Annotated in this window: 17 protein-coding genes; 3 read left to right on the forward strand and 14 right to left on the reverse strand. The window is 62.3% G+C overall.

The genetic code is table 11. The annotated features are described in order from the left end of the window. The first annotated feature begins 73 nt into the window (after nucleotides 1–73). Nucleotides 74–445: a heavy-metal-associated domain-containing protein gene (locus ACYVHT_RS00485; RefSeq protein WP_460546827.1), complete on the forward strand. Its 372-nt coding sequence runs from the start codon at nucleotides 74–76 to the stop codon at nucleotides 443–445. Between the two features lie 188 nt (nucleotides 446–633). Here ACYVHT_RS00485 and ACYVHT_RS00490 read toward each other — a convergent pair whose 3' ends face one another. The 11 genes from ACYVHT_RS00490 to ACYVHT_RS00540 form a co-directional block, all read right to left on the reverse strand. After that, nucleotides 634–1,356 (reverse strand): fatty acid desaturase, encoded by a 723-nt coding sequence (locus tag ACYVHT_RS00490; protein WP_460546829.1) that lies wholly within the window; start codon nucleotides 1,354–1,356, stop codon nucleotides 634–636. Nucleotides 1,357–1,368: 12 nt separating this feature from the next. Beyond that, nucleotides 1,369–2,220, reverse strand: a complete 852-nt coding sequence (locus ACYVHT_RS00495) for a 4-hydroxy-3-methylbut-2-enyl diphosphate reductase (protein WP_460546831.1) — start codon at nucleotides 2,218–2,220, stop codon at nucleotides 1,369–1,371. 77 nt (nucleotides 2,221–2,297) lie between these two features. Further along, nucleotides 2,298–3,488, reverse strand: coding sequence for a peptidase associated/transthyretin-like domain-containing protein (locus ACYVHT_RS00500; RefSeq protein WP_460546833.1), 1,191 nt, complete (start codon nucleotides 3,486–3,488; stop codon nucleotides 2,298–2,300). A 77-nt stretch (nucleotides 3,489–3,565) separates the two neighbouring features. Then, entirely contained in the window at nucleotides 3,566–4,039 is a 474-nt protein-coding gene (locus ACYVHT_RS00505) for a hypothetical protein (RefSeq protein ID WP_460546835.1), read from the reverse strand. 229 nt (nucleotides 4,040–4,268) lie between these two features. Continuing rightward, entirely contained in the window at nucleotides 4,269–5,111 is an 843-nt protein-coding gene (locus tag ACYVHT_RS00510) for a phytoene/squalene synthase family protein (RefSeq protein ID WP_460546837.1), read from the reverse strand. Nucleotides 5,112–5,173: 62 nt separating this feature from the next. Beyond that, nucleotides 5,174–6,667 (reverse strand): phytoene desaturase family protein, encoded by a 1,494-nt coding sequence (locus ACYVHT_RS00515; RefSeq protein ID WP_460546839.1) that lies wholly within the window; start codon nucleotides 6,665–6,667, stop codon nucleotides 5,174–5,176. 157 nt (nucleotides 6,668–6,824) lie between these two features. Further along, nucleotides 6,825–7,376, reverse strand: a complete 552-nt coding sequence (locus ACYVHT_RS00520) for a sigma-70 family RNA polymerase sigma factor (protein ID WP_460546841.1) — start codon at nucleotides 7,374–7,376, stop codon at nucleotides 6,825–6,827. 237 nt (nucleotides 7,377–7,613) lie between these two features. Beyond that, nucleotides 7,614–8,513, reverse strand: a complete 900-nt coding sequence (locus tag ACYVHT_RS00525) for a MerR family transcriptional regulator (RefSeq protein ID WP_460546843.1) — start codon at nucleotides 8,511–8,513, stop codon at nucleotides 7,614–7,616. Nucleotides 8,514–8,543: 30 nt separating this feature from the next. Next, entirely contained in the window at nucleotides 8,544–9,065 is a 522-nt protein-coding gene (locus tag ACYVHT_RS00530; protein WP_460546845.1) for a sterol desaturase family protein, read from the reverse strand. A gap of 128 nt (nucleotides 9,066–9,193) precedes the next feature. Further along, nucleotides 9,194–10,000, reverse strand: coding sequence for an enoyl-CoA hydratase/isomerase family protein (locus ACYVHT_RS00535; RefSeq protein WP_460546847.1), 807 nt, complete (start codon nucleotides 9,998–10,000; stop codon nucleotides 9,194–9,196). Nucleotides 10,001–10,226: 226 nt separating this feature from the next. Then, entirely contained in the window at nucleotides 10,227–12,506 is a 2,280-nt protein-coding gene (locus ACYVHT_RS00540) for a ComEC/Rec2 family competence protein (RefSeq protein WP_460546849.1), read from the reverse strand. A 125-nt stretch (nucleotides 12,507–12,631) separates the two neighbouring features. On the opposite strand from ACYVHT_RS00540, the gene ACYVHT_RS00545 reads away from it, so the two are divergent. Beyond that, nucleotides 12,632–13,567: a phytanoyl-CoA dioxygenase family protein gene (locus tag ACYVHT_RS00545; protein WP_460546852.1), complete on the forward strand. Its 936-nt coding sequence runs from the start codon at nucleotides 12,632–12,634 to the stop codon at nucleotides 13,565–13,567. A gap of 25 nt (nucleotides 13,568–13,592) precedes the next feature. Here the strand turns inward: ACYVHT_RS00545 and ACYVHT_RS00550 are convergent, their stop codons facing one another. After that, the gene (locus ACYVHT_RS00550) at nucleotides 13,593–14,027 is read right to left on the reverse strand and encodes a GNAT family N-acetyltransferase (protein ID WP_460546854.1); all 435 of its coding nucleotides are present in this window, start codon (nucleotides 14,025–14,027) and stop codon (nucleotides 13,593–13,595) included. 138 nt (nucleotides 14,028–14,165) lie between these two features. Beyond that, nucleotides 14,166–15,260, reverse strand: coding sequence for a PhoH family protein (locus ACYVHT_RS00555; protein ID WP_460546856.1), 1,095 nt, complete (start codon nucleotides 15,258–15,260; stop codon nucleotides 14,166–14,168). 122 nt (nucleotides 15,261–15,382) lie between these two features. On the opposite strand from ACYVHT_RS00555, the gene ACYVHT_RS00560 reads away from it, so the two are divergent. Further along, nucleotides 15,383–16,153, forward strand: a complete 771-nt coding sequence (locus ACYVHT_RS00560) for an SAM hydrolase/SAM-dependent halogenase family protein (protein WP_460546858.1) — start codon at nucleotides 15,383–15,385, stop codon at nucleotides 16,151–16,153. A 144-nt stretch (nucleotides 16,154–16,297) separates the two neighbouring features. Here the strand turns inward: ACYVHT_RS00560 and ACYVHT_RS00565 are convergent, their stop codons facing one another. Then, complete coding sequence (locus ACYVHT_RS00565) at nucleotides 16,298–17,485, reverse strand: alpha/beta hydrolase (RefSeq protein ID WP_460546860.1); 1,188 nt, start codon at nucleotides 17,483–17,485, stop codon at nucleotides 16,298–16,300. Nucleotides 17,486–17,602 lie beyond the last annotated feature (117 nt).

Consider the following 17,602-nt stretch of genomic DNA (forward strand, 5'->3'; position numbering starts at 1 on the left):
TCGGCCGGCTCGTTCCCAATTTTTTCGGCAGCAAATTTGTTGTGACTGCCTCACCCCAACCCTCTCGTTGATTATGAAATTCCTCCTCGCCCTTCCCTTTTTCGCGCTTCTGAATTTTGCCGCCGCTGCGCAGTCGGCGGCCCCGGCCGCAGTACAGGCGGCTACTTCGGGCCTCGCCACGGTGCAGTTCAAGACCTCGGCCGTGTGCGACATGTGCAAAGCCCGCATCGAGAAAAGCCTGGCCTATGAGAAAGGCGTGCAAAGCGCCTCGCTCGATGTGCCCACCAAAGTCCTCACCGTGACCTACAAGGCGGATAAAACCACGCCCGCCGCCCTGCGCACCGCCGTGCAGAAAACCGGCTACGATGCCGACGACCTCACCGCCGATGCCCGCGCCTACAACCGCCTGCCGGACTGCTGCAAGAAGACGAACGCCGTGCACTAACGAACGCGCCGGTCATTGCGAGCCGGAGCGGAGCAATCCGTCCTCCCAACGTGACCTGTCGTGAGTGGTGATAAAGCCTTTTTAATACGTAAAGCCCCGGTGCTGATGCAGTACCGGGGCTTTTCACGCTTCAAAGGGGCTGGCCTTGACAGGACGGACTGCCGCGCTCCGCTCGCAATGACCGGGCGCTAGGCCTTCGCCCGCCACAAGCGCCACCACGGCAGGTACGGCTGGTCGTGGTGCTCGTAGTGATAGCCAAAGAAATAGCAGCTCGCAAATGCCCACAAATGGTGCCGAAACTGGCTGCGCGACTTATGCGGATTGTCGGGCGCGTGCTCGCCCCGGTGCGGCAGGTAAGTGCCGAAGAAGAACAGCTGAAACGTGGCCAGCACGGCCGGTATCATCCAGAAGGCAATGACGTTGACCTGCGGGAAAAACAGCTTCAGCACGTTGTAGGTAGCGGCCATCAGCAGCACCTGCCACCAGGTCACGTAGTTCCAGGCGAAGCGCAGGAACCAGGGCAGAAAGCCGGGGTGGCGGCCGTCGTGAAAGTCGGGGTCGTCTTCGGTGCCCACGTGGCGGTGGTGCGCGTGGTGCTTGGGCAGCTGGCCGGGAAACCAGTTGTAGGCAAACAGGCCGGCTGCCAATGTGCCGAGACCGTTATTTAGCCGCTTATTGGGGCTCACCACACCGTGCATGGCATCGTGTGCGGTGATGAACAGGCCGGTGTAGAGGTGGGTTTGCAGCAGCGCCAGCAGATAGGGCGCGGGCGAATGCCAATTGGGTTGGTACCACGCCAGCAGGTAGGCCAGCAGGCTGGCCCAGGCCAGTATTACCAGCCCGCCAATGGCCACGCCGGTGGTGCCGATGGGTGTGGGCGCTACTTTTTTCAGAGGCAAAGTCGGCGTCACGGCGGCGGACAGCTAGAGGGTCAGCAGGCGGTCGCGCACCTGCTCCATCAGCCACATGGGGGTGCTGGTGGCCCCGCAGATGCCCACCGACTGCCCCGGCTGGAACCACGCGGAATCGATTTCGGCCACGTTCGAGATGAAGCGCGTCTGCGGATTGGTTTCCAGGCACACGTTGTAGAGCACTTTGCCATTGGAGCTTTTGGTGCCCGACACGAACATGATGTGGTCGTATTGCGTGGCGAAGCGGCGCAGGTCCTTGTCGCGGTTGCTCACCTGCCGGCAGATGGTATCGTTGGCATTCACCTGATAGCCACGCTCTTCCAGCTCGTTTTTGATGCTGTAAAAGCTATTGGTGCTTTTGGTGGTCTGGCTGTAGAGGGTGATGTTTTCGGGCAGCTCGTGGCTGAGCAGCTCGGTCAGGTTTTCAAACACCACAGCCTCGCCGCTGGTCTGGCCCAGCAGGCCCAGCACTTCGGCGTGGCCGTGCTTGCCGTAGATGAAAATCTTCTCCTTGCGGTCGAAGCTGGACTTGATGCGGTTTTGCAGCTTAAGCACCACCGGGCAGCTGGCGTCAATCAGGGTCAGGTTGTTTTCCAGCGCCATCTGGTAGGTGGCCGGCGGCTCGCCGTGGGCCCGGATGAGCACAGCTTCGTTGCGCAGTTCGGCGAGCTTTTCGTGGCAGATGATGCGCAGGCCCCGGGCTTCGAGGCGCTGCACCTCTTCGTCGTTGTGCACGATGTCGCCCAGGCAATAGAGGTAGCCTTGCTCATCGAGCAGGTCTTCGGCCATTTGGATGGCGTAAATCACGCCAAAGCAAAAGCCGGAGTTGGGGTCGATTCGAACACTGAGGTGCAATGCAGGCATACGCCAGGATTAACCGCAAAGGCCCGGTTAAGGTTGCGCTGTTTGGGCCCATTGGTCCGAAAATACGCAGGTTGGCGCTAGTTCAGATTGCCAAATACCTTCTGACCTTCAAAATCCTGAATGATTCCTTCCTCAATCGGGCTTGCTTTTATCACGGCATTGTCGCGCCAGAACTGCGGGTTGTAGCGCCGCTTGCGAATCAGGCTCAAATCTGCAGCCTGCCGGTCGGTGGCGGGGTACCGCTCGCCCGGGGTCGGCGGGCCGTATTCGTAGAAAAAGAAGTACGAGCTGACGGTGGTTTCGTCGCTGAAGCCCTGCACCAGCAGGTTGATGGTAGCGGTGGTGCGGGTGCTGGCCAGGCGCGTGAGCGAGTCCTGATAAACCGCGAAGTCGGACACCATGCGGGCCGTGGCCCGCTCCTGCTGCACGGTGGCGCTGCTGCCCAGGTTGAACATCTGGGCGGCGGGCAGCTCCTGGTCGATGCGAAACAGGGAGGCCGTGCGCGGGTCGATGTAGAGGCTGCCCCGGGTGGCCTGGCCGGTGCCGGTGCGCGGGGCAAAATCTACCACGGCCAGCTCGCGGCCCTGCTCGCGCAGGGTCTGGCGCAGCACGAAGGTGAACCGGGCCAGACCGTCGGGGCTGAGCGGCAAGGCCGTTTTGTGCGGCTCGTCGTTGGGCACGATGAACACCGGCAGGTGGCGGGCAATGGCCGAGAAGTTGGTGAAGCTCAGGCCACCTCTGGTGAGGGCGTAGCGCGCCTCGCCCAGCACCCAGCTGGGCATGTTGCGCGGCGTGAGCTTCACATCGTAGAAGGCATCGAAAAACTCGCGGCAGCGGCCGTTCTGCTGGGTTTTCTGGCGGTAGAAGGCGCGGCCATACTGCACGTCGGCGCGGTGGCGCAGCAGTTTGGCGTAGCAGCGGCGCACCAGCTCTTCGGCTTCGCCATTGGCGCGCACGGTCACTTCGGGCAGCTGCACGGCGCTGGCCCGCAGCAAAATGGCGGCCGGCAGCGGCCCCGCCTGCGTCACCGGCACCGTGGTCCGCTCGTAGCCGATGCTGAGCACCGTGAGCAATTGCGGCAGGGCGGGCAGCTTCAGGCTGAACTCGCCCACTTCGTTGCTGGCCGTGCCGGTGCGGCCATCGGCCAGGGCAATGCTGGCGTAGGGCACGGGCTGCTGCTTTTCATCAACCAGCCGGCCCGAAACAAGTACCTGGGCCGGCGCAGCGGTCAGCTTTAGCAGCAGCAGGCAGAAGAGTAAGTGTCGCATCCGGTGAAGGCAGCACCAGGCCCCGCCGCGCCAGCCAACGCTTGTGCGGCGGGGCCCGCTGCTGCCACGGGGCACTGCTATTCGGCCACTTTGCTCAGGCGCTGGGCATCGGTGTCGCTCACGTGGCCCCGGCCCACCAGAAAGCTGCGCACCGCGCGGAAGGCTTCGGCATCGAGGCCGGAATGGGGGTGGCCGAGGGCGGCGTTGAGCAGCAGCTCCTTGTCCTCGTCCACGTGCTTGCTCAGGCCGAGAAAAGGCGGCAGGTTGCTCTCTACGGAGAAGCGCAGGAAGCGGATTTCCGGGTTTTGCGGGTCGAGGCTCACGGCTTGCTCGAAGGTGCGGGCGGCGTCCTGCACGTAGGTGAGCTTGTTGAACATGGAAGCATCGCGGGCGCGAATGGCTTCGGAAGCGGCTTTGTAGCCCAGCACCAGCGCGTCGCGCTCTTTGTAGTCGGCCAGGAGCTTATAGAACTTTTCGCCGGCGGCTTTATCGGCAGAGGCCTGCTCGAAGTGGCGGCGCAGGGCGGCGGGGTGGAAAGGAGATGTTGACAAATGCGTGGAGGAGAAAGAGGTAGCAAAAAAAGCCGCAGACGCTGACGCAGCAGGCTGGTGCGTGGGCGCGAAGCCGCACATCACCGGCACTATCACCGCCCCGAGTGTCCATCGAATAAAACCATTCATAGCCGCAAAACTAACCCTGGCGCCAAACAATTCAGGTTTTTGCCCGGGCTGGCCCAAAAAAGCAGCCCGCAGATGCATACGACAACTCAGCCCGAACCGGCTAAATCCGCGACAGCCGGTAGCGGAAATACGAGCCCAGCAGCAGCAGCAGCTTGGTGTTGTCGGGCACGCGCACCCGCTCGCCCAGAATGCGCGCCGCCGGCAGTTTTTTAATCTTGTAAAACAGCTTCAGGTAGTACACATACGCCAGGTACACGCCCAGCTTTGCCGAGCGCGGCAGCTGCTGAATGCCCGCGTAGGCGGCTTCAAAATCTGCTTTGATATCGGCTTCAATCTCGCTTTTGGTCGCATCGTTGAACCGCTGATACACGACCCCGGGGAAATACACCCGGCCCCGCTCCTCGTAATCGGACCGGATGTCGCGCAGAAAATTCACCTTCTGAAAGGCCGCGCCCAGCCGGCAGGCGGGTTTGCGCAGGCGCTCAAACAGGGCCGCGTCGCCATCGCAGAAGACGCGCAGGCACATCAGCCCCACCACTTCGGCCGAGCCGTAGATGTACTCGTTGTAGAGGTCGGGGTGGTAGCGATGGTCCTCCAGGTCCATCGCCATGCTGTGCAGAAACGCCTCAATAAACTCGCGGTCAATGCCGTAGCGGCGCACCACGTGCTGAAACGAGTGCAGCACCGGATTGAAGCTCAGGCCGGTTTCCAGCGCCTCGTAGGTCTGCCGGCGGAAATCGGCCAGCAGCGCCGCTTTGTCGTGGTCGTGGAAAGTATCAACTATCTCGTCGGCCCAGCGCACGAAGCCATACACGGCATACACCGGCAGGTGCAGCGCCTTGTCGAGGGTGCGAATGCCGAGCGTGAACGAGGTGCTGTAGCGCCCCGTGATGAGCTTGCTGCACGCCAGGCTGGTATCGGTGAATAGTTTGGTTTGGTCCATTCCTTAATGAGGAATGAGGAATGAGGAATGAAGAATTGCTGTCCTGCTTAAGTCTTCATTCCTCATTCTTCATTCTTAATTTCCTTTAAGACTTCGCCCGCCACCACCTGCCCCGAAATGAGCGAGGGCGGCACGCCCGGCCCCGGCACGGTGAGCTGGCCCGTGAAGTATAAATTTGAGATTTTTTTACTCTTCAACGCAGGCTTCAGAATGGCGGTTTGCTTCAGCGTGTTGGCCAGGCCGTAGGCGTTGCCCCTGAAGCTGTGGTAGTCGGCCATGAAGTCGCGGTGGGCGTAGCTGCGCTTGAACACCACCGCGTCGCGGATGCTGTGGCCGCAATGCTTCTCCAGGCGGTCCATCAGCAGCTCGTAGTACCGCTCGCGGGTGGCTTCGTCGTCGGGCAGGCCGGGGGCCACAGGGATGAGCAGAAACAGGTTTTCCTGGCCCTCGGGCGCTACCGTGGGGTCGGTTTTGCTGGGCACCGAGGCGTAGTAGAGCGGCCTGGTGGGCCACTGCGGCTGCTCGTAAATCTCGCGGGCGTGCTGGGTCAGGTCTTCGTCGAAAAACAGGTTGTGGTGGCGCAGCTTGTCGAGCTTTTTATTCACCCCGAGGTAGAACAGCAGCGACGACGGAGCCATCACGCGCGAATTCCAGTATTTGGCGTCGTAATGCCGATGCTCCGGCGCCAGCACTTCCTGCTCAATGTGATGGTAGTCGGCCCCGGCCACCACGGCATCGGCGGCCACCAGGCCGCTGGCGGTACGCACGCCGGTGCTGCGGCCGTTTTCCACCACAATTTCCGTCACCTCCTGGCCGTACCGGATTTCCACGCCCAGCTCCTCGGCCAGCCGCACCATGCCCTCCACAATCTTGTGCATGCCGCCCTTGGGGTACCAGGTGCCCAGCGCCAGGTCGGCGTAGTTCATCAGCGAATACAGCGCGGGCGTATTCTCCGAAGTCGCGCCCAGAAACAGAATGGGGAATTCCACCAGCTCCAGCAGGCGCGGGTCTTTAAAAAAGCGCCGGACGTGCTTGTGCATGCTTTGCAGCACGTCCATTCGCACCATGTCGACCAGCAGCTTCGGGTCGGCAAACTCGAAAACCGAGCGGCTGGGCGCATACACCAGCCGGTTGATGCCTACCTCGTACTTATAGGCCGCCTGCTTCAGAAACGCATCGAGCCGGGCCGCGCTGCCGGGCTCATACCGCTCAAACAGCGCCCGCAGCTCGCTCATCTTCGCCGGAATATCCACCGCCTCCGGCCCCCGGAAAATCACCTGATACGACGGGTCCAGCCGCAGCAGCTCGTAGTAGTCGGCTACCTTCTTGCCAAAGCGGGCAAAATATTTCTCAAACACATCCGGCATCCAGTACCAGCTCGGGCCCATGTCGAAGGTGAAGCCCTGGGCCCGAAAAACCCGCGCCCGGCCACCGGGACCGTCATTTTTTTCCAGCACCGTGACGCGCCAGCCGGCCTGCGCCAGCGTACTGGCCGCTGCCAGCCCGGCAAAACCGGCGCCGATGACTACTGCGTGTTTAGTATTTGGGGGTTGCAAAGGAAGGGGGGTCAAGTTCCAAGTATACAATATGCCGTGCGTTGCCGGCCCGCAGCCGGGGGTGCCGAAACAGGGATACGCAATGCAAAAAAAACCGCCGGCCCCGCGCCGCAAAAGCAGCAACAAGGCCGGCGGCCAATTCAATTACGACAACCGACTAGTCTTCGACGGCTTCGCTTGCATCGGCGGCCGAAGCCCCTACCGGCGCGTACACCTGCAGTGCCGATTTCAGCTCCTTGCGGGCAATGTGAATGCGGTTTTTGACGGTGCCAATGGGGATTTGCAGCTTCTCGGCAATCTCCATGTACTTGTAGCCGATGTAGTACATCATGAACGGCGTGCGGTAGTCGGTGCCCAGGCCGGCAATGGCCTCGTTGATGTCGCGCACCACAAAGTCCGACGTGGCGCCGTTGTGGGTGATGTAGTTCTGGTCGGTGTTGAAATACTGAAAATACTCCGTCGAATCGATGTTGGAACTGCGCTTGGTAATCTTGTTGTAGTTGTTGATGAAGGTGTTGCGCATGATGGTATACAACCACGCCTTCAGGTTGGTACCGGCTTTAAACTTGTCTTTGTTGAGCAGGGCCTTGAGGAGGGTTTCCTGCACTAAATCCTTCGCGTCATCAGCGTCTCGCGTCAAATTCATGGCGGCGGGCCGGAGGGTGAGCGAAATCTTCTGCACTTGCGAGGTAAATTCGAACGAAGTCATGCTGTTTAGCTTTTCGTGGCCGATTGTTAAACAAATATACGCGCCGGTCGCAAATCAGGCCAGCCTCCGCCGAAAGTATTTTGCTCGGCATGCCTAACACCTTCCTTCAGGCGCGGCAAGGTACGCCCGGCGCGGGTTTTGGTCCCACGAAAATCGTTGGCTCCCCGTGATGTTTTTGTGAAGCTTTCGCGGCAGCTCCGCCAACCGCAGCACCCGCCGGCACCACGCTACCGGCCGCTAAGCCGCCACCGGCTCCGGCTCGTGCTTTCCTACCAGCGCCAGAAAATCGGTCATCAGCTCCGGCGCCACAAAGTTCTTGGGCAATTCCAGGCCTTCCTGCCGGGCCAGCGGGCCATACAGCACCACCAGCTTATCAGGACACAAGGCGGCTATCTCGCGGGCAAACTCCCCTACTTTGCTGCGCTCGGGCTGTGAAGTGAGCACCGTGGCAATGGCATCGGGCCGGTAGGCTTCGCACACTGCTTTCAGCTCGGCAGTGGGCAGGTTCTGGCCCAGGTACAGCGTGTGCTGGCCGCGCGCGCGCAGGGCGTAGTTCATGAACAGCAGCGCCAGCTCGTGCAGCTCATTGGCCGGCAGAAACAACACCCAGCGCCGCGCCGAAGCCGGCACGCACGGCAGGGCATTGGTGGCAGCCAGCATTTTCTGCCGGAGCAAATGGGCCAGTAAATGCTCCTGGGCCGGGTTTACGGTGCCGGCCAGCCACATCAGGCCAATGCGCTGCAGCAGCGGATAGGCCACAAACAACATCATTTTCTCGAAGCCCAGGCTGTGAGCAGCTTCGTCGAAGAGGTAGTTGAGGCGCTGTTCGTCGAAGCTAAGCATGGCGGCCAGCAGGGCATTTACCTGCTGGTGGTAGTCGTGGGCATCGTTGCAGCAGGCCAGCACGGCGGCCTGAATCTCGGCATCGCTGAGGCAGGCCACCTGCGAGATGCGCTTGCCCCGGCCGCACAGCGTGCTCACGTTGAGCAGGCGGCGCAGGTCGTCGTTGCAATACATCCGGATGTTGGTGGGCGTGCGCACCGGACGCAACAGGCCATAGCGCTGCTCCCACATCCGGATGGTGTGCGCCTTGATGCCCGAAAGCTGCTCTAAGTCGCTGATGGAGTAATGGCCCATTGGTTCGAATTAAAAATGATGAGTTATGAATTAGCGGACGGTCACATTGGCCGCTGCCGCTGACGCACTTTCAATCTTCTCCTTCTCAATTTTTAATTGCCGCTGCCTGGCCAGCTTCAGGTATTTCGGCGACACCCACAGCAGGCCAAACTCGGCCGAGCCGTCGCGGCCGGTGGTTTTGTGATGGGTCTTGTGGGCCATGTTGAGGGCCCGCAGATAGGTATTCTGCGACTTTTTCCAGAAGCGCAACCGGCCGTGAATCAGCACGTCGTGCACGAAGAAATAGACCGTGCCATAGCAGGCAATGCCCACGCCCACCCAAAACCACCAGCGCCCGCCATTGTCGCCGGTGATGAATAAAGCGGCCGAAATAGCCCCATAAATCAGAAAAAACAGGTCGTTGCGCTCCACCGGGTGCGGGTGCCGCACGTGGTGCGAGCGGTGCAGAAACCACAGCGGCCCGTGCTGCACAAACTTGTGCATAAACCACGCCCAGAATTCCATGAATCCGAAGGTGGCGAGGGTGATACCGAGGGCAGCGGCGGCGTTCATGCAGGGGTAACCGGAACGGGAAAAGGGTTGTTTGGAAATAGATGCCGAAACGCCGCTCCGGCCCCAATTAATTCCGGGGTCGAAACGGCGTTTCGAATTATGGGGCTACGAATAAACGGCTTTTTGCGCTACCAGCCAATCTTTTGCTTGCTCAGGAAGGCCGCAATGCCCTTGCGGCAGTCTTCGGAGCCGCGGGCTTCGGCGTTTTGCTGGGCGGCGTAGCGCAGGCCTTCTTCGAGGTCGAGTTCGGGCAGGCGGGCCAGCATCTCCTTGGTGGTTTCCATGCTCTGGGCCGAGTTTTCGTGGCACATGCGCTGGGCAAAAGCGTGCACATTGGCCGCCAGCTCTTCTTTGGGGGCCAGGAAGGTGATGAGGCCCATGTCGAGCGCGGCCTGGGCCGAAATGGGGTCGCCGGTGAGCAGCAGGCGCTTGGTGCGGGCTTCGCCGATTTTGCGCAGCAGAAAAACGCTGACAATGGCCGGCAGGAAGCCGATTTTCACTTCGGTGTAGCCAAACTTGGCCTCGGGCACGGCAAACGTGAGGTCGCAGATGGCGGCCAGGCCGCAGCCGCCCGCAATGGCGTGGCCCTGCACCTCGCCAATCACCAGCTTCTTGAGGGTATAAATCTGGTGGAAAAGCTGCATGAGGTGGGTGCTGTCCTCCAGATTATCGGTGTAGCCGAAGCCCTGCAGCTCCTGAATGTAGGCCAGGTCGGCGCCGGCGCAGAAAACCTCGCCGGCGGCCCGCAGCACAATGACCTTGGCGTTTTCGTCGTTTTCGGCATATTCAAAGGCCTGCTTCAGCTCGGTTACCACGTCAGAATTCAGCGCATTGCGCTTGTCGGGCCGGTTGAGGGTGATGTAGCCGATGCGGTCCTGGGCTTCGTAGCGGATGTAGCGAAGGGCTTCGAGTTCGGGCGTGAGCAGGTCTTCCATAGGGCGAGGGAACGGCGCGGACGGATGGGTACTGAGCAATAGATGCCGCCGGGGGCAAAATGGTGGCATCCTCGCAAGGCAATTAACGCAAAAAATGCGCAGATGGACTCTCCCACTCGGCCAAGTGCCGGGCAAAACCGCCCAATTTGCCTGGCAGCCGGCTCGTTGAGGTATTTTAAAGCTAACTCGGAACCGCCCGGGCCGACGGTTGCCTGCGGCCGGGCGGCTACCGGGCGGCCAGCGGCGGCGCACAGCGGAAGGCTCCCTGCGCCGTGACATCCCAGGTGCGAAACCCGTGCGCGCGCAGGCTGGAGTCCTGCCGGGCCACGTACCAGATTTTGCAGGAGGAATCGAAAACAACCTGAGCGCCGGGGCCAAAAACGGCGGCCACCGCCTCGGGCTTCACGCGGGCGTTGCGGCGCAGCACCAGCACATCGACGGGCGTGGGCCGGGTGGCGGGAGAAATGCGGCTGGCCACGAAGGCCACGCGCAGGCCGCGCCACCGGGCCAGCACCACGGGGCCGGGCCTGAAGTACAGGCTTTCGCGGGCGCTGTCGGGGTCGGCGAGGCGCTGCACGGGCACGGTGCAGCCGCGCCAGCCCACGCGGTAGGCCGTGCGCCGCGCCGCCCGCTGAATGATGCCCGGCAGCAGGCGGTAGGTGCGCTCGGTTTCAGTGAGCGGTAGCGAGTCGGGCGTGACGAACTCGGCCGCCGCGCCCTGCCAGAACCCCACCGCCGAGCGGCGCGGAATGCTGTACACAATGAACTCCTCGGTAGGCGCCACGGCGCGGGCTTCGGCCACGCGGCTGCCGGCGTAGCCGAGCAGCAGCAGCGCCATGCCGCGCAGCCAGCCCAGCCGGCGGGTGTTGAGCCAGGCCAGGCCGGTGCCAATCAGGCCAAAGAGCAGCACCGTTTGCAGGGCCGAAACGTGGACTTCGCGCACCACCCAAGCCGAAAAATGGCGGCTGATGAAGGCAATGTATTCGTTGAAAGCCCAGACCATCCATTCGAATACCCAGGCCACGAAACGGGGGAGCAGGTCGAGCCACCAGGCCGCGCTGGCAGGAAGCAGCATTCCCAGCCCGGCCATTAGCCCCTTCACCGCCAGCAGCGCCAACCCAACGTACACGGCCCCGCTCGAAATGGGCACCGCCACCAGGTTGGAGAACAGAAAGCTGAACGGAAACTGATGGAAGTAATACAGCCCCAGCCCAAACGTGGCCACCTGCGCGGCCAGCGACAGCGCCACGGCCTGCCATATTTTATCCAGCAGCCAGCCGCTTCCCTGCCAGAACCGCTGCGCTACTTTGGGCTGCCAGGGCCGTCGGCGGGCATAGAAATAGCCTTCCACGTCGAGCCACCGGGCAATGCGCGGCTGCACGTACACAATGCTTAGCACCGCCAGAAACGAGAGCTGAAAGCCCACGTCGGCCACCAGGAACGGGTTCCAGACCAGCAGGAAAAAGGCCGCCACGCCCAGCGTATTGAAGATGGAGCTTTGCCGCCCCCAGGCTTTGCCAATGATAAAAAACGTGAACATCACCGCCGCCCGCAGCACCGACGCCGACAAGCCCGTGAGAAAGGCGTAGCTCCAAATCACGCCCAGCCCCAGCAGCGCCGACCAGATGCGGAACCCCGGCACCCGGCCAAACAGCTTCTGCAGCAGCCACGACAGCGCGTAGAACAACAGCCCCACCTGCAAGCCGCTCACGGCCATGATGTGCGAGGTTCCCGTGCTGCTGTACGCCTGCTTGGTTTCCGAGTCCACATCGTCCTTAATGCCCAGCACCAGCGCCGAGGCAATGGCGTATTCGCGTTTGGCGTGGAGGTAGTGCCGGAATACGCCATCGAGCTGCTTCGCCGCCTGCATGCTCCAAAAAATCAGCACATTGGGCGGAGCCAGCCGCAGCCTGCGGTACTGGTCGGGGTGAAGGTACTGCTGGTGGTACACCTGCCGGTATTCCAGGTAGCGGGCGTAGTCGAACTCGCCGGGGTTGAGCGGCGGCTTGCTGGGGTCGGGGTGGCCGCGAATAAGCCAGACCTCGCCGTACTGCGGCTGCGCAATGCCGGCCACGCGCGGCAAGGACACGCGCACGCCGCCGGTGGCGGCCCGCCAGCGGCCGGCTACGCGCACGGCCTGCACCCGCAGCGTGGTGGCGTAGGTGGCGGCGCGCACCACGGTGGCCTCGTCCACCACGGCCTGGTAGCATGCTATTTTGTCGGCGAAGCGGGAGAGGTGGTCGGCCCGGCGGCTGTCGGTGGCGCGCTGGGTAAGCGTGGCCCCCAGCGCCACAATGGCGAGCAGCGACAGAACGCCGGCCGCATCCACAGCGGCCGGCTTACGCTGGCGCGTGCTCCAGAAAAGCAGGGCCATGCTCAGCCCGGCCAGGCCCAGACTGACGGGCCACAGCTCCGGCCAGTGCTCGCCGAGGTAGAGGTAGCCCACGATGCCGAGAATCAGCGCGGGCGTGTAGCGCACGAAGGGAAAGGTGGCCCAGGCAATCATAAAGCGGTAGAAGTGGAAGATGCATTGGGCTGGCAATGTAGCGGTTTGCGCCACAACTGCCAAGATGCACCGCCGCCACCGCTGGCCGCCGCCGTATCTTGGAGCGTCGAACCGTTGCCTTGCCCATGTTTTCCTTTCTGCGCCGCCTCAAGCTCAGCTACGCCGCCTACAATGTGTTTCAGCGCCGCCGGCTGGCCCACAACCTGCCCATTTACCAAAAGCTGGGGCTGAACAAGCAGTACTACTCCCCCATCAGCAGCCGCGACTTTGCCCACCTGCCGGCCGACGCCGGCCTGATGCCCGTGCCGCCGCTGGCCGAGCGGCTGGCCGCCGCCCCGGCTTTCCGGCAGCTGCCCGCCGCCAGCCAGGCCAGCCTGCGCGACTTCGCGGACAACGGCTTTGCCGTGCTGCCGGGCTTTTTCAGCGCGGCAGAAGTTGATGGCATCAACCAGGAGCTGGCCAACCTCATTGCTACCCAGAAAATCAGCCTGCGCTACCGCAACAAGTTCATGTTTGCCTTCCGCAAGTCGGCCAGGATTCGGGCGGCGGGCGAAGGCCAGCTGCGCGAATTAATCACGGCCTTGCTGGGGCACGATGCCACGCTTTTCCAGAGCATTAACTTCCTCACCGGCAGCCAGCAGCGCACTCACTCCGACAGCATTCACATGAGCACCTTCCCGCTGGGCGGCATGGCGGCGGCCTGGGTGGCGCTGGAGGACATCACCCCCGGCAACGGCCCGCTGCACTACTACCCCGGCAGCCACAAGCTGCCCTACTACTTCAACGCCGACTACCAGAACGAGGGCACCGACTGGCTCATCGGCGATAAGGACTACACGGAATACGAGAAGTTCATTGCCGGCCGCGTAGCTGCGCTGGGCCTCCGAAAACAGGTTTTTCTGGCCCGCAAAGGCGACGTATTCGTGTGGCACGCCAACCTGATGCACGGCGGCGAACCCCACACCGACCTCACCCAGACGCGCAAAAGCATGGTGTTTCACTACTTCAGCCGCGCCCACATCTGCTACCACGAAATCAGCCAGCGCCCGGCGCTGCTGTAAGCCGGCTTTCCACCCGGACGGGCAGCTACGCCAGCATCATCTTGTAGTGCTGAATGCCGGCTTCCTCAAACATCTCCCCTACTTTCTTAAATCCGTGCCGCTCGTAAAACCGCACGGCCCCAAGCTGGGCATTCAGGTACACAGCGGCATCGGGCAGCTCGGCCTTCACGTCGGCCAGCACGGCGTGGAGCAGCGCCTCCCCGATTTTTTGGTTACGAAACCCTTCCAGCACGGCAAAACGCTCCAGCTTCACGCCGTTCTCGGTTTCGCGCCAGCGGGCGGCACCGGCGGGCGTGCCATCGTCGGCGCGGGCCAGGTAATGGCGGGCATCGGTGCGGTCGTGGCGGTCGTTTTCGAGGGCGGCGGGCACGCCCTGGCCCTCCACAAACACTTTTTCGCGGATGGTGAAGGCAGCGTCGAGGTCGCGCAGGTCGGTGATGCGGTAGGCGGTGGCGGGCATGGGTTTGGGGTTAAAAAAATCTGTCATCCTGAGCGCCGCAAAGGACCTTACCACGTTCGAAACTGATTCAGGTCAGTCTGAGCAAATGTGATAAGGTCCTTTGCGGCGCTCAGGATGACAGACGATGACGGTTGATTACTACAGCGCCTGCTCGTGGTTCACGGGCAGGGGCGCTTCGGCTTCCGGGGCAGCGCCGTCGAGCAGGCCCTGCTCGCGCAGGCGGCGCTCGTGGCGTTCGTCGCGGCGGGTGGCGCTGTTGGCCTGGGCCTGGCGCACCTGCTCGTCGGTGTCGAATTTGTCGTAGGCCTTCACGATTTCCTTCACCAGGCGGTGGCGCACCACGTCCTCGGCATTCATCTCGACGTAGCCGATACCGGGCACATCCTTCAGAATATCAAGCGCCTGCATCAGGCCCGATTTCTGGCGGGTGGGCAGGTCAATCTGACTGCGGTCGCCATTCACCATCACCTTGGCCGTGGGGCCCATGCGGGTCAGAAACATCTTCAGCTGCGAGGGCGTGGTGTTCTGGGCCTCATCCAGGAGCACGAAGGCGTTGTTCAGCGTCCGGCCGCGCATGTAGGCCAGCGGGGCGATTTCGATGATTTTATTTTCCTGGTAGAATTTCAGCTTTTCGGCCGGAATCATGTCTTCCAGCGCATCGTAAATCGGGCGCAGGTAGGGGTCCACCTTTTCCTTCATGTCGCCGGGCAGGAAGCCGAGGCTTTCGCCGGCCTCCACCACGGGGCGCGAAATGATGATTTTCTTCACTTCCTTATTCTTGAGCGCCCGCACAGCCAGCGCCACCGAAATGTAGGTTTTGCCGGTGCCGGCCGGGCCAAGGGTGAAGGTCAGGTCGTGGGCCATCACGGTATCGACCAGCTTTTGCTGGTTGGGCGTTTTGGCTTTGATGACGCCGCCTTTGGCCCCGAACAGGATGACGTCGGGCGAGGCGGCCAGCACGCGGCCTTCGGCCTCCTCAGAGGTGGCGGAGAGGTACTGGTTCACCGTTTTGTCGGTGATGGAGCCGTACTGGTGGTAGTGCTCGATGAGCGAGGAAAGGATGTCGTTGATGCGGGAGATGACTTCCGTCTGACCCTGGATTTTGATTTCGTTGCCGCGGCTGATGATTTTGGAGCCGGGAAAAGCGGCGGCCAGCTGGCGGATATTCTGGTTGTCGGGGCCGAGGAAATCGACCAAAGACATGTTTTCGAGGGTGATGATTTTTTCGACCAAGTTGGAAGAGAGGGGATAAGAGAAAGGGAGTGGGAAAAACGGCCCGTTTTCGCCCCAAACCGGCTACTTTTGCCCCGGTTCGGGCGCTGGAACAATACTACGAAAAACTACGGAACGAAGGCATGGGATTGATTACGCTGCTGACAGATTTTGGCTACCGCGACCACTACGTGGCGGCGCTGAAAGCCCGGCTGCTGCGTCTGGCCCCGGCGGTTCCGGTCATCGACATCAGCCACGGCGTCGAACCCTTTAACATCGCGCACGCCGTTCACGTTCTCCAGGCCGTGTTTCGGGACTTCCCCGAGGGCACGGTCCACGTCATTGGCGTGGACGACCACGGCGTGGGGCCGGAGCCCGGCTGGCAGGCGGCGCTGTATCAGGGCCACTACTTTGTGGCCGGCGACAACGGCATGCTGGCCCTGCTCACCAACGGCGCGCCCGAGCAGCTGGTGGCCCTGCCGGCCGCCGTCACCGCCTCCCCTACCCGCGACGTGCTGCTGCCCGCCGCCGTGGCACTGGCCCAGGGCGCGGCCCTCACCGACCTCGGCCCGGAGGTGACGACTTTCCACCAGCTCAACAACCGCCAGGTCCGCATTCAGGACCACCGCGTGACGGGCCACGTCGCGCACGTGGACCACTACGGCAACCTGATTACCAACATCTCGCGCACGGCGGTGGAGGCCGTGGGCCACGGCCGTCCCTTTGCCGTGCACTTCGGGCGCGACGTGGTGCGCGAGCTGCACCCGCACTTCTCGGCGGCCCCTCCCGGCGAGGCCGTGGCCGTGTTCAACAGCCAGGACTGCCTGTGCCTGGGCATCTGCCAGGGCAACGCGTCGGAGCTGCTCGGCCTGCATTTCGACTCACAGGTGGACGTGCGGTTTGCGGCGGATTAAGCAATAGACAAAAAAGAACGTCAGGCTGAGCGGAGTCGAAGCATCTCTACCGTGCAACTAATCAGGTTTAGTGTTGCGGTAGAGATGCTTCGACTTCGCTCAGCATGACGTTCTGATTATCAGAAAGCCAGTGGCTTAAAGCGCTTACTTCAGCGCGCCTTTCAGGTCGCTCACGGCCACGCTTTGCGCGTCCCTGGCCTCGGGCACCACGGCCGCCATGCCGAAGAACTCGTGGGTGGTGCCGTCGTAGAGCTTGTAGTTGGTTTTCACGCCGGCGGCGGAAAGCTTATCGGCCAGGGTTTTGCCCTCGCTTTTCAGGGGGTCATAGTCGGCGGCGATGATGGTGGTGGGCTCCAGGCCCTTCAGGTTGGCCGCCACCAGGTTGATGCGCGGGTCTTTCAAATCGGCAGCAGTGCGCTGGTAGTTCTTGAAAAACCACTCCATGCCGCCCTTGTTGAGCGGCGCGGTCTGCGTATTCGCCTGATACGAAGGCGTATTGGTGTCGGAACCGGCGATGGGGTACACCAGCACCTGGTACCTGGGCAGGGCCACTTTCTTGTCGCGGGCCATGATGCTCACGTTGCAGGCCAGGTTGCCGCCGGCGCTTTCGCCTACCACGGCCACTTTGGCGGGGTCGCCCTTCATGCTGGCGGCGTTTTTCAGCACGTACTGATAGGCCGCGAAGGCATCGTCGTGCGCCGTGGGAAACTTGTGCTCGGGGCCCTTGCGGTACTCCACCGACACCACCACCGCGCCCACCTGCTCACACAGGGCTTGGGCCGAAGCGGCGTAGGTATCGTTGGTGGCAATGACCCAGCCCCCGCCGTGGTAGTACACGATGACCGGGTACGAAGCCGCGCCGCCTTTGGGCGTGTAGATGCGGGCTTTCACGCCGGGCATCAGCGTTTTGGTCACGGTGTCGCAGTTGAGCGGCGGCGTGGGAATGCCGCTCACTTTCATCTGCTTCATGGCGGCATCGGCGGCGCTGGGCTGCTTGCGGGCCTGAGCGGCGGTAAGCTCGGGGAAAGGCTTGTTGTTGAAGCTCATCAGCTGCTCGATGACGGCCTGCATCTCGGGCTTGAGGTTGGGGCCCCAGGCGGGCTTGGGCCCGGTGGGCTTCACGGCGCCGGCCATGCCGCCGGTGCTGTCGGCCTTGGCCGTCACGGCGGCGCTGTCGGAAGCAGCATTGGTTTCCTCCGATACGACGGTGGCGGTTTTGTCGGCTTCGGTAGCGGTGGGCTGGCTGTTGCAGCTGCTGAGGAACAGGCCACCGGCCAGGGCCGGGGCTAACGCCCACACGAATGCAGCCGGGGGGGAAGAAGGAAATTTCATAAAATGAATGCGAAAATTACTGGATGAGTTGAGCCCATGATTTACGGCCTGCAATCCGGGCGAGTTTGCCGGAATGCACATAAGCGGCCGGACCGGGGAGTAGTCCACACACCTTTT

The organism is Hymenobacter daeguensis, from assembly GCF_054780555.1.

Bases quoted from the DNA above. Each gene is read 5' to 3' on its own strand.
- ACYVHT_RS00485 (WP_460546827.1), top strand. From the start codon at position 74: ATGAAATTCCTCCTCGCCCTTCCCTTTTTCGCGCTTCTGAATTTTGCC.
- ACYVHT_RS00495 (WP_460546831.1), bottom strand. From the start codon at position 2,220: ATGCCTGCATTGCACCTCAGTGTTCGAATCGACCCCAACTCCGGCTTT.
- ACYVHT_RS00500 (WP_460546833.1), bottom strand. From the start codon at position 3,488: ATGCGACACTTACTCTTCTGCCTGCTGCTGCTAAAGCTGACCGCTGCG.
- ACYVHT_RS00510 (WP_460546837.1), bottom strand. From the start codon at position 5,111: ATGGACCAAACCAAACTATTCACCGATACCAGCCTGGCGTGCAGCAAG.
- ACYVHT_RS00520 (WP_460546841.1), bottom strand. From the start codon at position 7,376: ATGACTTCGTTCGAATTTACCTCGCAAGTGCAGAAGATTTCGCTCACC.
- ACYVHT_RS00525 (WP_460546843.1), bottom strand. From the start codon at position 8,513: ATGGGCCATTACTCCATCAGCGACTTAGAGCAGCTTTCGGGCATCAAG.
- ACYVHT_RS00530 (WP_460546845.1), bottom strand. From the start codon at position 9,065: ATGAACGCCGCCGCTGCCCTCGGTATCACCCTCGCCACCTTCGGATTC.
- ACYVHT_RS00535 (WP_460546847.1), bottom strand. From the start codon at position 10,000: ATGGAAGACCTGCTCACGCCCGAACTCGAAGCCCTTCGCTACATCCGC.
- ACYVHT_RS00540 (WP_460546849.1), bottom strand. From the start codon at position 12,506: ATGATTGCCTGGGCCACCTTTCCCTTCGTGCGCTACACGCCCGCGCTG.
- ACYVHT_RS00545 (WP_460546852.1), top strand. From the start codon at position 12,632: ATGTTTTCCTTTCTGCGCCGCCTCAAGCTCAGCTACGCCGCCTACAAT.
- ACYVHT_RS00550 (WP_460546854.1), bottom strand. From the start codon at position 14,027: ATGCCCGCCACCGCCTACCGCATCACCGACCTGCGCGACCTCGACGCT.
- ACYVHT_RS00560 (WP_460546858.1), top strand. From the start codon at position 15,383: ATGGGATTGATTACGCTGCTGACAGATTTTGGCTACCGCGACCACTAC.
- ACYVHT_RS00565 (WP_460546860.1), bottom strand. From the start codon at position 17,485: ATGAAATTTCCTTCTTCCCCCCCGGCTGCATTCGTGTGGGCGTTAGCC.